The 16,596-nt window shown below is 36.0% G+C and carries 15 protein-coding genes; 2 read left to right on the top strand and 13 right to left on the bottom strand.

The window, feature by feature from the left end; genetic code table 11:
• Positions 1-33: 33 nt before the first annotated feature.
• On the bottom strand, positions 34-1,527 hold the full coding sequence (arfA, locus tag C240_RS00640; RefSeq protein ID WP_271489307.1) for an arabinosylfuranosidase ArfA: 1,494 nt from the start codon (positions 1,525-1,527) through the stop codon (positions 34-36).
• A 203-nt stretch (positions 1,528-1,730) separates the two neighbouring features.
• Between arfA and C240_RS00635 the strand changes: the two genes are divergently transcribed.
• Positions 1,731-2,621: an ArsR/SmtB family transcription factor gene (locus C240_RS00635; RefSeq protein WP_271489304.1), complete on the top strand. Its 891-nt coding sequence runs from the start codon at positions 1,731-1,733 to the stop codon at positions 2,619-2,621.
• Positions 2,622-2,788: 167 nt separating this feature from the next.
• Here C240_RS00635 and scrK read toward each other — a convergent pair whose 3' ends face one another.
• From scrK to C240_RS00580, 11 genes are all read right to left on the bottom strand, one after another.
• Entirely contained in the window at positions 2,789-3,655 is an 867-nt protein-coding gene (gene scrK, locus C240_RS00630) for a fructokinase ScrK (RefSeq protein WP_271489300.1), read from the bottom strand.
• Between the two features lie 21 nt (positions 3,656-3,676).
• Complete coding sequence (locus tag C240_RS00625; RefSeq protein WP_271489297.1) at positions 3,677-4,720, bottom strand: aldose epimerase family protein; 1,044 nt, start codon at positions 4,718-4,720, stop codon at positions 3,677-3,679.
• 226 nt (positions 4,721-4,946) lie between these two features.
• A complete protein-coding gene (locus C240_RS00620; protein WP_087641402.1) occupies positions 4,947-5,210 on the bottom strand; it encodes a type B 50S ribosomal protein L31 in 264 nt (87 codons plus the stop codon).
• A gap of 98 nt (positions 5,211-5,308) precedes the next feature.
• Positions 5,309-6,601, bottom strand: a complete 1,293-nt coding sequence (gene rho / locus C240_RS00615; RefSeq protein WP_271489286.1) for a transcription termination factor Rho — start codon at positions 6,599-6,601, stop codon at positions 5,309-5,311.
• Positions 6,598-7,878, bottom strand: coding sequence for a UDP-N-acetylglucosamine 1-carboxyvinyltransferase (locus C240_RS00610; protein WP_271489283.1), 1,281 nt, complete (start codon positions 7,876-7,878; stop codon positions 6,598-6,600). Before C240_RS00610 ends, rho begins: the two co-directional genes overlap by 4 nt.
• A 286-nt stretch (positions 7,879-8,164) precedes the next feature.
• Positions 8,165-9,031, bottom strand: coding sequence for a class II fructose-bisphosphate aldolase (locus C240_RS00605; RefSeq protein WP_271489280.1), 867 nt, complete (start codon positions 9,029-9,031; stop codon positions 8,165-8,167).
• A 214-nt stretch (positions 9,032-9,245) separates the two neighbouring features.
• Positions 9,246-9,698 (bottom strand): hypothetical protein, encoded by a 453-nt coding sequence (locus C240_RS00600; RefSeq protein WP_271489278.1) that lies wholly within the window; start codon positions 9,696-9,698, stop codon positions 9,246-9,248.
• Positions 9,698-10,471, bottom strand: a complete 774-nt coding sequence (locus tag C240_RS00595) for a MurR/RpiR family transcriptional regulator (RefSeq protein ID WP_271489275.1) — start codon at positions 10,469-10,471, stop codon at positions 9,698-9,700. Before C240_RS00595 ends, C240_RS00600 begins: the two co-directional genes overlap by 1 nt.
• 166 nt (positions 10,472-10,637) lie before the next feature.
• Positions 10,638-11,969 carry a 6-phospho-alpha-glucosidase gene (locus C240_RS00590; RefSeq protein ID WP_271489272.1) on the bottom strand — a complete coding sequence of 444 codons (1,332 nt, stop codon included), beginning with the start codon at positions 11,967-11,969 and terminating at the stop codon, positions 10,638-10,640.
• 23 nt (positions 11,970-11,992) lie between these two features.
• A complete protein-coding gene (locus C240_RS00585; RefSeq protein WP_271489270.1) occupies positions 11,993-13,609 on the bottom strand; it encodes an alpha-glucoside-specific PTS transporter subunit IIBC in 1,617 nt (538 codons plus the stop codon).
• Positions 13,610-13,840: 231 nt separating this feature from the next.
• Positions 13,841-14,767: a YitT family protein gene (locus C240_RS00580; protein WP_271489268.1), complete on the bottom strand. Its 927-nt coding sequence runs from the start codon at positions 14,765-14,767 to the stop codon at positions 13,841-13,843.
• A 253-nt stretch (positions 14,768-15,020) separates the two neighbouring features.
• Here C240_RS00580 and C240_RS00575 point away from each other — a divergent pair, with 253 nt between their 5' ends.
• The gene (locus C240_RS00575) at positions 15,021-15,515 is read left to right on the top strand and encodes a YajQ family cyclic di-GMP-binding protein (protein WP_271489265.1); all 495 of its coding nucleotides are present in this window, start codon (positions 15,021-15,023) and stop codon (positions 15,513-15,515) included.
• A 67-nt stretch (positions 15,516-15,582) separates the two neighbouring features.
• Here C240_RS00575 and C240_RS00570 read toward each other — a convergent pair whose 3' ends face one another.
• Complete coding sequence (locus tag C240_RS00570; protein ID WP_271489262.1) at positions 15,583-16,548, bottom strand: asparaginase; 966 nt, start codon at positions 16,546-16,548, stop codon at positions 15,583-15,585.
• Positions 16,549-16,596 lie beyond the last annotated feature (48 nt).

The raw sequence follows: 16,596 nt of genomic DNA, 5'->3' as shown, positions 1-16,596 counted from the left end.
TATTCACCTTCACTTTAGCCAAGATATAATTATCTATAATTCACAGCGAATCATATTCCAAGATAGTGGTTCAAGTTGGACAACTAAATTCTTTTCATTTAATGAATAATGATCTGAAAATTTTGGTTTTACTTGTTCTTGATTCGCTAGATTAGTTGCTTTTTTATCAAAACCAGTCATTTCGCTGTATTCTATAACTCTCTTGATCTTAAAGTCAGTTGTATTAACCGAAAAATCCATCGCGTCTTTTGAACGATTAACGGCAAAAATTACTAATTCATTTTGTTCCTCATTCAGGACCGCAATCGTTTCAACATAGGGAACAGCTTCAAAATCTTTTGTTTCATACGTTGGTGAGTGAGTAATGGGTGTCAAAACTACTCCTCTACCAAAATTAGAGACTTGCATAAAAGGATAAAAAATTGTTTGACGCCATGCTGGTCCGTCTTTTTCCGTCATAATCGGCGCAATAACATTAACCAATTGAGCTAAACATGCAATTTTCACACGATCTGAATGTTTTAATAACGTAATCAATAAACAGCCTAATAATAAGGCATCCTCAAAATTATAATGATCTTCTAACAAAGGCGGAGCTACTTGCCACGGTTCAACTTGCTCATCGTGTTCATTCGAATGATACCAAATGTTCCACTCATCAAAAGATAAATTGATTTGTTTTTTACTATGTTTTTTTGCCTTAACAGAATCACAAATCGCTACGACACCATTAATAAATTCATCCATATCAAGTGAGCGAGCTAAATAGTTTTCCAAATCATCTTCAGGATTTCCATAATATTGATGTAAGGATAGATAATCGATTTGTTCATAAGCTTGTTCTAAAACTGTCAACTCCCAATCGCCAAAAGTCGGCATATGGCTGTGCGAACTACCACATAAAACAAGCTCAATTGAATCATCAACTAATTTCATAACTTTCCCGGCTTCTTCTGCAAGACGACCATATTCCTCTGCCGTTTTATGTCCAATTTGCCACGGTCCATCCATTTCATTGCCTAAACACCAAGTCTTAATACCAAAAGGTTGCTCATGACCATTTTGTTTTCTTTGTTCACTCCAATAAGTGCCGCCTTCAAAATTACAATACTCCACGAGATTTCTTGCTTCATCAATTCCGCGTGTACCTAAATTAACCGCCATATTAATCTCAGAACCAACTAAATTAATCCATTTAGAAAATTCATGTAATCCAACTTCATTTGTTTCGATTGAACGCCATGCTAAATCTAGACGTTTTGGGCGTTTTTCTTTGGGACCAACACCGTCTTCCCAATTGTATCCTGACAAAAAATTTCCGCCTGGATAACGGATTAGTGGAATGTTTAATTCTTTAACAAGTTCGATAACATCTTGACGAAACCCATCCTTATTTGCACTCGGATGACCTGGTTGATAGATTCCTTCATAAACTGCTCGTCCCATATGCTCTATAAAAGAACCATAAATGCGGGGATCAACTTCGGAAATTTGAAACTCTTTAGAAATCGTTAACATGCTTTCCATAAAAGCACCTCCATCTTTATTTACAAACAAATAATAATCGATAAAGAAACCGCTGTCAACAATATATATATTAATTAAAAACTCGAAAAACCTAAAACAAATTAATAAAAACATTACTCAAACACATTAGAACCTTTCATCGTTTACTAATATTAATAAATATGTTAACATGATTTAAAGAATACGAAACGGCGGTGTACACTATGCAACTCGAGATTTCGGAAGAAGCCCTTCCAGTTTACGAAGCTTTAGCTAGCGCAGTTCGAATCAACATTATTAAACTCTTAGCTAAACAAAAAATGAATGTTAAAGAGATAGCAACTGAACTTGGATTAAGTAGTGCTATTATAACAATGCATATAAAAAAATTAGAAGATGCCAATATCATTAAAACAGAAAAAATTGGACAACAAAAGATCTCTAGTTTGCGAGTAGATAATATTGAAATTCATTTTCCAGAAAAGATTTTTAATGCTTTTGACACATTGGAAACATCTATTCCAGTCGGTCATTATACTAATTATTCTGTGGAGCCGACATGCGGTTTAGCCACCGAGTCTCATTTTATCGGTAAAGTAGATGAACCCAAATATTTTATGGACCCTAGTCGAATGGATGCGCAAATTTTATGGTTCACTGAAGGTTTTGTTGAATATCAAACACCTAATTTTCTCAACTCAGATCAGTCACTGGAAATGTTGGAGATCTCCATGGAAATATCGTCTGAATTTCCTTTTTCAAATGACAATTGGCCGTCAGATATTACTTTTTCGTTAAACGGAATTGAGTTGGGTACTTGGACAAGTCCTGGAGACTTCGCGGATATTCGAGGAAAACTCACACCAAAATGGTATCCTGATAATGTTAATCAATACGGCTTATTAAAAACCATTCGGATTATGAATCATGGAACTTACATTGAAGGTGAAGCACTTTCTTCAGTGAAGTTAACAGATATTGATGCTCAATCAGATATTTGGCAATTAAGGATTGAAGTAAAAAAAGATGCAGAAAATGTTGGTGGCTGTACCTTATTTGGTAAAGCTTTTGGTAATTATGAACAAGATATCAAAGTAAAAACTTATTATAGTTAAATTAACTAAAAAGTGTGGGGAACAAAACTAAAGATCCGTTTTGCTCCCCACACTACATCCGAATAAACGATGTGACAAAAGTCTGACTTTTCCACATCGTTTATTCGGATTTTCGCTGACGTAGATAGAACTCAGAGAGCTATGTTCCAGTCACTATTTTAGTTTCATTATTTAATTGCTTTTTTTGCCAAAGCCAAGCAGCCAATCGTTCCCGGATCATCTTCAAGAGTTGGAGTCACGATGTATTCTTCTAACGGCGGTGTTTTCACATAGCCATTCACCAATTTTTCAAACTCTTGATGAACTTTTGCCAACATATGACGCTGTTTCATAACCCCGCCACCAAAAATTATTACATCAGGAGCAAGCATCAACGTTGTATTATAAGCTGCCTGTGCAATGTAATAAGCTTCCAAATCCCAGACCGAATCTTCTTCTGAAAGATTTTGTCCTTTTTCACCTGTTCTTTTTTCTAGCGCAGGTCCTGCAGCCAAACCTTCTAAACAATCGCTATGAAATGGACAATTGCCCTCAAACGTATCTTCCGAATGCCGTCTAATAACCATATGTCCCATTTCAGGATGGCTAAATCCTTCAATAAAATGATCTGCTTGAATAGCACCTGCTCCTACGCCTGTTCCAATTGTATAATACACACAGCTATTTAAATCCTCAGCGCTGCCTGCGACATATTCTCCATATGCAGCTGCATTAACATCTGTTGTCCAAGCAATCGGTATGTCAAAATGCTTTTTCATTTCACCGACAAAATCATAATTTTGCCATGCTAATTTAGGTGTTGAAGTAATGTGACCATATGTTGGTGAAGTTGGATAGATATCAATCGGTCCAAATGAACCAATTCCAATTGCCTTCAGCTTATATTTTTTAAAGAAATCAATAACTAATGCCATTGTTTCATCAGGAGTTGTCGTTGGAAAACTAACTCTTTCAATAATTTCGAGGTCGTCTGTACCAACACCGCAAACAAATTTTGTACCGCCTGCCTCAATACTTCCTAACAGTTTTTCCATCTTTTAACCAGCTCCTCAAAATTAATTGTTAATTTTAAATATTGTCCGACTATTAAATGTTGTTTCAGGAGATAATACGATATCGCCAAAACCTTCAAATTCCACAGCCCCTGGGCTAACCTGTGTTTCTAACGTCAGTCCACCATGATTAACCAGTTTTTGACCGCGAACTTCTGGTCCAGCTTCGCCAAATTGCGCCGTAAATATCACTACAGCTGGTCGATCAGTATACATCTCAACAGAAAGATCTTTGGTTGGAGCCGTAATAATTGCTTGTGGAGTTTCAAAACCTGTCTGATTAAGAATAAATGGATGATCTAAACCGTTAACCAGTTTGTTTTGTTCATATGATGCAGAAAATACCTGATCCAGCTTACTTGCCTGATTAAAGTCGAATGGTGTATTTAAGACTGCGCGTAACTCACCAGTGGTAGTAGTATCATTGCCAACTACAGCAAAACGATCTGCATCAACAAATAATTCATGGGTTCCGACTGATTGAGACATATCTCCGGTCAAATTGAAATAAACATGATTCGTTGGATTATATAACGTTGGTTGGTCAGCAACTGCTTGATAATCGATAATCCATTCATTTTTATTTGTTAGAGAATAAGTTACAACCGCTTCCAATTCCCCTGGAAAACCATTTTCCCCATCTGGGCTGATATAAGAAAAAACGACTGAGACTTTGTCATCTGATTCTTCAGTTTTTGCTGACCAAATTTTTGCTTCAAAACTGTTAGGTCCGCCATGTAAAATATTGCCATTTTCACGATCAACTGGTAGTGAATAGTTTTGATCTTCGATTGTAAACAAGCCCTTTTTAATTCGGCCAGCAACACGACCAATCGTTGCTCCAAAATACATATCTTTTTCTAAATATTCTTCTGCAGAATCAAACCCCAAAATAATATTTCTCTGCTCTCCATTAATAGGCACAATCAAATCTACAATTCTAGCTCCTAAATCAGTAACATTCATTGTGGTGCCTAAATCATTCGTAAGCGAATACAAAATAGCTGATTCTCCAAATTTTCGTTGACTTATCTTCACAACCTTCATCCTTTCTAATTCAATTCAATTTTTATCCTTGTATGGATCACAACTATTTTACCATCTTTTATTGTATTTTCCTCTTTTGTTTTGAATTTTACTTACTTTTGTTTGATTTTACAATAAATCTGTCAACATGCACTTAGACATGATGTACATTTAGGTATAAAATAAAAAAACAGAATTTCCCACCAAATGAGAAATTCTGATAAACTCTGTTTTAATAAAGTTTTTATTATTCTGCAGCGTTTTCGTCTTTGAGACCGTATTTTTTGTTGAAACGGTCCACACGTCCGTCTGCTTGTGTGAATTTTTGACGTCCAGTGTAAAATGGATGAGAGTCAGATGTAACTTCGACACGGATTACTGGGTAAGTATTTCCGTCTTCCCATTCAACTGTTTCTTCAGAGTGCTTAGTAGAACCTGATAAGAATTTAAAACCAGTTGTTGAGTCCATAAATACGACTGGGTGATATTCTGGATGGATATCTTGTTTCATAGTCTTTTCGCTCCTTTGCCCTGATCCATTTGCTGCATCAGAGTTATTTTGTCGGTATACAACAGTACTATAATAGCATGATTTGTTTAACGATGCAATTATCTTTTTACATTTCTTTTGGCTTGTCTGCCGAAAGAAACATCATGGAACTCTTCGAAGAATTTTTCATTGCTTTTTGTCTTACGTAAAAACTTAACTAGCTGCTCAGTATATTCTAAAGAATCACCGACCATATGGTTACGCAGCTTCCAAATTTCCTCAAGTTTTTCTGATGACATTAACAATTCTTCTTTACGAGTACCAGATTTTTTAATATCAATTGCTGGGAAAATTCGACGTTCTGCCAAATCACGTGATAAGTGCAGTTCCATGTTTCCAGTTCCTTTGAATTCTTCATAAATCACATCATCCATCCGGCTGCCTGTATCTACTAAAGCTGTAGCTAAAATTGTTAAACTACCGCCTTCTTCAATATTTCTAGCAGCACCAAAGAACCGTTTTGGTTTATAAAATGCCGCAGGATCAATCCCACCGCTCAATGTCCGTCCACTTGGTGGTACAACTAAGTTATAGGCACGAGCTAAACGAGTAATACTATCCATCAAAATAACGACATCACGCTTATCTTCTACTAAACGCATAGCACGTTCTAAAACTAATTCAGAAACACGCGTATGATTTTGAGGCTGTTGGTCAAAAGTTGAAGAAACCACATCACCTTTCACACTACGCTCCAAATCAGTTACTTCTTCAGGGCGCTCATCAATCAGAAGTAAAATCAGTTCTACATCTGGATAGTTTTCAGTAATTCCGTTAGCGATTTCTTTAAGGACACTAGTTTTACCAGCTTTTGGCGGGGCTACAATTAAACCACGTTGCCCAAAACCTACAGGTGAAAAAATGTCAATCATACGGGTTGAGACTCTACCGGGAGTTGTTTCTAATTTGATTTGTTTTTCGGGGTACAAGGGTGTTAATGCAGGAAAATGTGGACGTTCTTTTGCTTCTTCCGGATCTTTGCCATTCACACTTTCAACATGCATTAAACCATAATAACGTTCCGACTCTTTTGGAGGACGAGCTTTTCCAGCAACTTTATCTCCATTTCGTAAGCCAAAACGACGAATTTGAGAAGATGAGATGTAGATATCTTCAGCACTTGGTCCATAATTGATCGGGCGTAAAAAACCATAGCCATCTTGAGAAACAATATCCAAGACACCTTCCATAAAGAAGAACCCTTGCTTTTCTGCTTGAGCTCTAATAACAGCTAAAGAAAGTTCTTTTTTGTTCATTTGACTATAATAGGGAATCTTAAATTCTTTTGCATAAGCGTAAATATCTTTTAATGTACTATTTTCAAGTTCTGCCATCGTTAGATAGTCACTCATTTAGCCACCTCGATTTCTTCTTCCGTTTCGATCATTTGGATATCTGCGCCAAGCGCTGTTAATTTTTCAATAATATGGTCATATCCGCGTAAAATGTATTCCACATTGTAAATCGTAGTTGTGCCTTCCGCCATTAAACCTGCTGTCACTAAACAAGCACCTGCTCTAAGATCGGAAGCAACAACTTCGGCACCATGTAATTTCGCTGGACCATTAATCACAATCATATTTCCTTCAATTGAGGCATCCGCCCCCATACGAACTAACTCAGGAATGTGTTTTGTCCGTTGAGTATAAATACTATCGATTACTTCACCGGTACCTTTAGCTTTTAACAATAATGGTGTGATCGGTTGTTGAAGATCGGTTGCAAAACCAGGGTAAGGATATGTTTTAACAGTGGTCATTTTTAAGTCATGAGATGGATGGACTTCGATGGTATCCTCTTCAATCGTCATCTTCACGCCCATTTCTTGTAACTTAGCAATGAAACTTTCCAAATGCTCATAGATAACATTACGAACTTTTATGCCCTCGCCAACAGCAGCAGCTAAAGCTAGATATGTCCCTGCTTCAATTCGATCAGGAATAATTGAATGACGACAGCCATGTAAACTTTCCACGCCTTCAATTCTGATAATATCAGTACCGGCACCACGAATGTTTGCTCCCATATTGTTAAGTAAAGTGGCAACATCAATAATTTCCGGTTCACGGGCAGCATTTTCAATGATTGTTTTGCCTTCAGCTTTAACTGCGGCTAACATCACATTGATTGTTGCTCCAATTGAAACCATATCCATAAATATTCTCGTACCTTGTAAACGATCTTCAGTTCGTAAATACATTGCACCATGTTCATTCGTAACTTTAGCACCCAATGCTTCAAAACCTTTGATGTGCAAGTCAATCGGACGAGGACCTAAATAACAGCCACCCGGTAACCCTACAACACCTTCTCCAAATTTGCCTAATAAAGAACCCATAAAATAATAAGACGCACGGAGACTATTGATTTTACCTTTCGGCATCGGTACAGAAACAACTTCTGTTGGATCGATAACTAAAGTATTATCTTTAAAGCTTGTTTTCGCTCCCATAATTTCTAAAATTTCAATTAAAGAATGAACATCTTGGATATCAGGAACTCCATCTAAAGTTACTGGAGAATCTGCCAAAATAGCTGCTGGGATTAAAGCCACTGCACTATTCTTAGCTCCACTGATACAAACTTCTCCTGTTAAAGGACGGTTACCATTGATTACTATTTTTTTCATTAATTATTCTCACCTATCTATGTAAAACAAATAGTTTTATTTTTTTGTGTGATATACCCAAACTATTCTACCACATTAAGGCACAATAAAAAAGCGCGTAACCAACACCTATGGAATATTTTTGCTATTCCATCACTTTTTATCTATTTTTTCTCAATTTTCAAAATATATTTTTTTAATTTTATTTGCAACTTATTCGGTATAATTTTTAAAATAGCAAAAAACTAGAACATATGCTACCATGCGATAACATATATCCTAGTTTTCTAATTAGTATAAAATTAAATTATGCTTTGTTAGCTGAACCGAACCATTCGATACGTTGTTCAACTAATTCTGTAACAGCTTTAGTTCCTGGTGCTAATAATTTACGAGGGTCAAAACCTTTACCTTCAAGATCTTTTCCTTCTTCAATATATTTACGAGTTGCAGCTGCAAATACTTCTTGACACTCAGTATTTACGTTGATTTTAGATACGCCCATAGAAATAGCTTTTTGAACTTGCTCTAAAGGAATACCAGAACCGCCGTGTAATACTAATGGAATGTCACCAACAGCGTCAGCGATTTCTTGTAAATGGTCAAATGCTAAACCAGTCCAGTTTTCTGGATAAGAACCGTGAATGTTACCGATTCCGCATGCTAGGTAATCAATACCTGTAGCAACCATTTGTACACATTCTTGTACGTCAGCTAATTCGCCAGTACCGATGATTCCATCTTCTTCTCCGCCGATAGACCCAACTTCACATTCTACAGAAACACCTTTAGCATGTGCTTTAGCAACAACATCTTTAGCTTTTTCAATATTTTCTTCGAATGGTAAATGAGAACCATCAAACATTACTGAAGTGTAGCCGATTTCGATACATTCTAATGCATCTTCGTATTCACCATGATCTAAATGAAGAGCTACTGGTACAGTAATTCCCATTGAATCAATTAAATCTTTAACTAAATCGTAACATACTTGGTAGCCGCCCATGTATTTAGCTGCACCCATAGAAGTTTGGATCAATACTGGCGCTTTTTTAGCTTCAGCAGCTTCAAGAATCGCTTTTGTCCATTCTAGGTTGTTTGTGTTGAATCCGCCAACACCGTAGCCGCTTTTGCGAGCTGCTTTAAGAAATTCTGTTCCTGATACTAATGGCATAATAAAATTCCTCCTAAGTTTTAAAAAAACTTTATTTGTTAAGGATACCCTTAATCAACAGTTATATTTTAGCAGACTTTTTAGTACTTTTCTACTAAAATTCCCTTTTTCAGAAAATTTTTGTCCAAAGTTTCACAATATTCGTGACACATCCCGCTTTTTGTACGAAAAATGAGTGAAAAGCTGTTAACTTCTGCTCTCACTCATTTAAACATTATAATGAAAATCGAATACTAACGACTAGAAATGTTACCAATGTAATAAAAACCATAGAACTGTAAACTTGGATTTTCACTTGTTTGGAAATTTTAACTTGTTCTGATCCTTCCAACAAGCTCCGATAGACTAAAATACACAAAAGTAAGCCAATTACATTCAAAGAGCACAATTGTTGGATCATGCTAAATTTCAAAAAAACACCGAAAAAAGATTGTCGATAATTGCTAGAATTTTTCAACTTGTACAAAATAAAAACTTGAAAAAAAGATAAGAGTGCTACAACACTTGTCAAAGCCAAACTAGGAATATTAGTAAAAAGAGCCGTTACCGAAACATTTTTCACTGCAGCAAAAACAATTACATACGATCCAAAAAGAACTGGAATCATTAGCCAGTATATAAATAAGATTCGTTTCAGTTTTACCGAATTATTCCAAAAAATGGTCATTACATCCTCTCCTCGAATTCATTATTTAAGTACGTAACATATTTTCTAAAAATAATGTCTACTAATACACTTAAGCCTACTAGGGACTGGGCAATATGATTTTTACCTGAAATGGTAAATGGTGTTGAATAATAAAAATAGGAAAATTGTGCGTGTTCAGCAAAAAAATTATGAGAAAATGCCGTTATTGCAACAACTGGAATCTTACGAGCATTTAACGACAAAATATTTTCTTTAATTTCGTCCGTTTCACCACTCAATGAGACAAATAAAACAATATCTTCTTTTGAGATCATTGACATACTAATATCTAATTCTGTTTTAACAGGTATCACAATTGAGCGTTTATCGCACAGCATCAGCATTTTTGACAATTCTTCTACTACTTTCCTTTGAGAATAACCGGTCGCGTAACAATAGACCGTGTTGGCTTTTTGGAGCGCCTGACTTAATAAAGAAAAGTTCGTTTGTTGAGCTAATTTAACTGTATTATCAATGTCTTTCGCTTGTAATTCAATCAAGTTTGCAGTCGCTAAATTTGTCTGATTTTGTTTAGATTGTCGCATGAAATATTTAAATTCTGAATAACCTGAAAAACCAAGTTTTTTCGTTAAACGTAAAATTGAGGATTTAGAACTATGCACTTTTTCTCCAAGCTCCACGATGCTTAAACCCATCACTTCTTGTTCATTTTCTAAAATATAACCTAAAATCATCCAATCCATTTCACTTAAATTCTTTTGGTATTTTTGCATTAACATTTCCAAATTCATCTTCAACCCATCTACCTCACTTATTCTTTCCTCCAATTATAATGGAAGTCATCCAAAACGGAAACTAAGGGAGTATCTCAAAGGAAAAGAGCTCGGGGCATAAACCATGATGGCTTCATTTTTAAAAAGACTATCCGCTTTTAGCGTACCCTGAGCTCCTTCATTTTTAGCGTAGTTCAGGCCAAAATTCTTTATTTACTTCTACTAAATCATCCAGTATTTCTTGAGCAACCCGAGCATTAGGTACTATTCTTGACAACGTTAGTGCTTGCCATAGTTTTTGATAAGAACCTTCTTCCCAAGCTTCTACAACTAATTTTTCTACAGCAACCTGCTGCTCCATTAAACCTTTTTGAAAACGCGGGATTTTCCCTTGTACAACTGGCTCAGGACCATTACTACCAACAATGCAAGGAACTTCCACCATCGCTGTCTCATCAAAGTTCACAATAGCTCCTTGGTTTTCAACAATCAATAACATTCTTTCATGCGTGTTATACGCAATAGCTCTGGCTAGGTCAACAATATAAGACGCGTGTTCATCTACTTCCAATGTCGTATCAGCTGCTGTCCCCTCCTTGGCTATTCGATTACACTCGCCAAAAACATGTTTCTCCCGACCAGCCATTACTTCGTTAGCTCTAGTATATTCTGGATTGGCATGAGCCACTTCGTCTTGGGGATAAAAATAATATTTTAAATAAGTGTTCGGCAACGTTTCTGGATCAACCGCATAGACTTCTTTTGCTTTGGCAAAGGTATGCATCCAGCTGGCATCTGTATGTTGAGATTCCTCTATTTCTTCTTTTAATGAATAACCAAAATCTTTTACATGTTGTTTGATTTTCGGTAATAAATCATTTCCTTCTTTATCACGAATATCTGTCCACCAGCCAAAATGATTCAGTCCATAATAACGCACCACCATATCTTTTCGTGAACTTAAGCCAATTGCATTCGCCATTCGTTCTTCGATTCCGACTGGCATGTCGCATATATTGATAATTTTTGATGTTGGACGTAATTTTCTCGTCGCTTCTGCTACAATCGCTGCCGGATTTGAATAATTTAGCATCCAAGCATTGGGTGAATATTTTTCCATAAAATCGATTAATTCCAGAACGCCGCCAATGGAACGCATACCATAAGCAATCCCCCCCGGTCCACAAGTTTCTTGACCGATTACGCCATATTTCAAAGGAATTTTTTCATCTTGTTCCCGCATTGCATATAGACCAACACGAATATGCGCCATTACAAAATCGACATCTGTAAACGCAGCTTCCGGATCTGTCGTCGCTGAAAAATCAATATCAGGTGCTTGTTCTTTAATGATAATTTCACAGGCATCAGCAATTTGTTTTTGCCTTTCAAAATTATTATCATAAAATTTAATTTGACGAATTGGAAATTTCTCTAAATTATCCAATAACATTAATACGATTCCTGGCGTAAATGTACTACCGCCACCTGCAATTACAACTGAAAATTTCTTCATTCTATCCATCTCCTCAATTCGATTTATTCATTTATTTGGTTTTGATTGTTTAACATTAATAGATTTTCAAACTGTTCTCTTACCTGAGGTACATCCAACCCAACAATCACTTGAAAGGCCGTTCCATTTCGGACAACTCCATGTGCGCCGCCATCTCTAAACACTCCATCTGGTGAAACCAGTTCTTCATCTTTAACTGTAATTCTTAATCGTGTCGCACAGTTGTTGACTTTTTCAATATTGTCACTGCCACCAAATGCTTCTAGATAAACTGCTGCTTGTTCGGTATATTGATTGGCACCCGCCACAGCAATATCACCAAGTGCACCAGCTTTTTTCGCTTCTTTGTATTCTTTTTTACTATATAGTTTGACTTCCTTATCTTCTTCTTCCCGACCAGGTGTAGCAAAATTAAATTTCAAGATCAAGGTTCTAAACACGATAAAATAAATCAAAGTAAACGAAAGCCCAATAATAAGCTGAGTAAAGATCATCCCTTTATGATTGGCAAATAGAGGAATCCAGTTTTTCGCTAATAAATCAATCAATCCACCGCCCATATCGCCTACAACGCCAAAGAAATACATCGTTGCAGCCATTGTTGCAGCCAATAAAGCATGTAAAACGAATAACGGCGGAGCTACAAAAAGGAAAGTAAATTCTAACGGTTCAGTAATTCCAGCTAAAACAGCAGTTAAGGTAACCGGAATTAAAATAGCCAAAACTTTTTTACGTTTTTCTGGTTTTGCTGTAAAGTAGAACGCAGCCGCAATTCCTGGTGAAGCAAAAATTTTAGAATTTCCATGCAAAGCAAAACCTCCTTGAGGGAACAATTCTTTTAATGGTGTAGTCGTTCTTGCATATTCATTTAAATGAGCCATCCAATATTTGGTGATCCCATTTTCCACTACAGCCGGGCCAAAAACGAATGGTGTATAAATGAAGTGATGCAGCCCGGTCGGAATTAAGATCCGTTCTAAAAATGTATAAAGCCAAACACCAAACGTTCCTGCCGTTGCTAAAAATGTTTGCATTGAACTAATGCCCATCTGAATTTTAGGCCAAACAAGACAAATTAGAAATGCGACTGGCAACATCGCGAAGAATCCTAAAATAACCACTAAAGATGATCCTTGGAAAATTCCTAAAAAATCTGGTAATTTCGTATCAAAGTAACGATTATGCAGCCAAACCACAATTGCCGAAATAAAAATTGCCCCAATAATTCCAGTATCCAATGTCTTAATCCCAGCAATCATTTTCATGCCGCTATCGCCACCGATTTCCTGTGTGAAATCTACACCGAAAAAATTACCAAAATATTCCAACATACTACTAATAAAATAATTACAGGTTAGATAAACGACAAAAGCTTCCATCGCTGCTCGAGCATTCGCTTTTTTCGCTAAGCCTATTGGTAACCCAATTACAAATAGTAGCTCCATTTGGTTAAAAACAGTCCAAGCCCCATTTTCTAAAACCGACCAAATCCCATACCAAACAGTTCCTTCATTTGCAATACTGCCGACGATCATCGGATTTTTAAAAATAATCGCAAGCGCTACCATTATTCCCGAAAAAGAAAATAACAAAACTGGAGTAAACATCGCCCCACCAAACCGCTGCACTTTTTCCATCAATAGAAAAACACCCACCTTCGATATATTTTGTTTACACATTAGTTATACCATCTGAATGTATGCGCTATCAATGCGTTGCAGCTGATTAGGGAAGTTGCTTTTTCAATTGAGAAAAGGTGTCAAATCTTGGGAAATTTACCAACTAATTCAGCCTATAAAACTCACCAAATTTCCATACAAAAAACCATCTAAAATCAAGATCTGATTGTCCTTGATTTTAGATGGTTTTGATTATTTCTTTTTATGTTTTTTTGCTTCCGGGAAACTTCCAGTGCTCTTAAAAATACGCTGCTCATCTTCATTGGCAAATCGTCCTAACACCGATTGAGTCGGAATTATGTTCATAAAGGCATTTTCATCGACTTCATATACAATTTGCTCCAAGTCATAAAGTTCATATCGAGTAATCACCATCATAATCATACGTCCTTCAACACCAGAATATCCTCCCATCGAGGGAAGCAGTGTCATACCACGAATCATCTGTTTCGAAATCGCTTGAGTAACAATCTCTGGTTGGACTGTAACAATCATCGCTGTAATCTTTTGATGACTTGTATGTATCGTATCTACCACTTGAGTCATACAATAGATCGAAATAATCGTATAAAGGGCACTTTCCCAATCAAAAACAAACCCTGCTATCAGTACAATGATGCCATTTAGCATAAACATATAGTTTCCAACAGTTTTTCCTGTCGTTTTTGACAAGACCAACGAGATAATATCCATGCCGCCTGTAGTAAATCCTAGTTTTAAAGATAAACCAGCACCTATCCCAATCAGCACACCACCAGCAATTGCATTCATCAATGGATTATCTGTTACGACATGAATTGGAATTAAAATAGTCGTTATTGAAACCCACGCCACACTTAGAAAACTAAAAATCGTTGACTCTTTCCCTAATTTAATAAATCCTAAAATAAAAATTGGAATATTTAATAACAAAATAAAAAGACCTGTATCAATTGACAGTCCTAAATGTGTATATAATAAGGTCGCAATTATTTGCGCAACACCATTCATCCCTGCAGAAAATACTTTAGCCGGAATTAAGAAAAAATTCAAGCTAATCGCTACTAAAATACCTGTCATAAAAATAACAGCCAATTTTTTCAATAATTCATTCTGTTGATATGTAACCCTGTTTTTCATCCAACTCCTCCTTCTATCTCAAATACAACCGTCTGTCGTTTTATCCTAATTTATTAAGTAAAATCCCACGAATTAGAATAACAGTTTGTACAAAAAAAGAAAAGAAAAAAAGATCATTATGAGGATTATTTTATTCTCTTTCAATTTATCACCGGCCCCTCTTATACTCCTTAGTAGATTCTCAATCTTTTTCACTTGTTTCTTCTATATTTAATGGTACTATAAAAGTAAGAAAAAAATGGGAGGTTATCAAATGGCAGCAAAAGAAGCAAGTTTCGATGTGACATCTGAAATGAATATGGAGGAAGTTAAAAATGCAATTCAAATTGCGTTAAAAGAAATCAAAAATCGCTTTGATTTTAAAGGTTCAATTGCAGATATTAAATTAGAAAATAATAGATTAGTCGTTGTAGCAGAGGATGACTACAAAGTTGAACAAGTGAAAGATGTTTTGTTCAGTAAGCTAGTAAAACGCGAAGTACCTATCAAAAATATTCATTTTTCAGAAAGCGAAAAAGCCTTAGGCGGGACAGCTCGTCAATATGGTGATTTAATCAGCGGAATTGATAAAGATAATGCAAAAAAAATCAACGTTGCAATTAAAAATTCTGGGATTAAGGTTAAATCACAAATTCAAGAAGATCAAGTTCGAGTAACAGGAAAAAGCCGTGATGATTTACAAAAAGTGATTACATTGCTTAGAAATTTAGATTTACCAATTGAATTACAATTTACGAATTATCGCTAAAACGAATGTATATAAAAAGAACAAAGTCAACGTAACATTCTCATTGGACTTTGTTCTTTTTTTACTTCTACTCACTCAAAAAAGCATTTAATTCTTCCATACTTTTCCCACTATTCAATCCAACAATCAAACGAATTCGCGCTTTAGGTCCATTGATTCCTCTTGAAAAAATAATTCCCATTTTTTTCAAGTTTACACCGCCGCCTTCGTAATCGTAAATATCTTCAGCAATTCCGTTAGAACAGCGTGAAACCAACACAACTGGAATATTACGAGCCAATATTTTTTTCAGAGCTGGTAATGTTTCAGGCGGCAGATTCCCAGCTCCCAGTGCCTCAATCACGATTCCAGCTGTTTGATCATTATCCACTAATTCAAATAAACTTCCGTCCATTCCAGCATAAGCTTTAATCACGTAAACATTGCCAGCTACTGTTTGAATATCACAAACTTCTTGCGGAGGAACTTCACTAGCAAAAAATGTTTTTTCTTTTGCAATCATCCCAATCGGTCCAAAAGTCGGTGTACGGAAAGTTGCAACATTCGTCGTATGTGTTTTCGTTACATAGCGTGCCGTATGAATTTCATCGTTCATAACAACCAAAACACCTTTACCATAAGATTCCTCTGAACAAGCGGTAAAAACAGCACTAATAAAATTATACAGCCCATCCGTGCCTATCTCGTTACTGGAACGCATCGCACCAGTTAAGACAATTGGAATTTTATGTTCTAACGTAATATCTAAAAAATACGCTGTTTCTTCTAATGTATCTGTTCCATGCGTAATAACCACACCATCAATTGCTTCATCATAGGCTTTTTGGATACGCTGTTTCAATTCTAACATTCGTTCTAAAGTCATGTGAGGAGATGGAATATTGAAAATTTCTTCAACTATTAAATTAACTTTTCCCTCTAAAAGTTTTTCTTGATCCAACAAAGGATTCATTGTATTTAAAGCTACGTTGCCATCTGCTTCTTTTGACATAGAAATCGTGCCGCCTGTATGTAAAACTAGTATTGTTTTCATGTATTAACCTCCTAAAATATATCCGCTTTTGCCTCGTTTAGTATACCA

Source organism: Enterococcus sp. 5H, assembly GCF_028128615.1.
Lineage (GTDB): Bacteria > Bacillota > Bacilli > Lactobacillales > Enterococcaceae > Enterococcus_L.
This window is presented reverse-complemented; position numbering and strand designations above follow the sequence as displayed.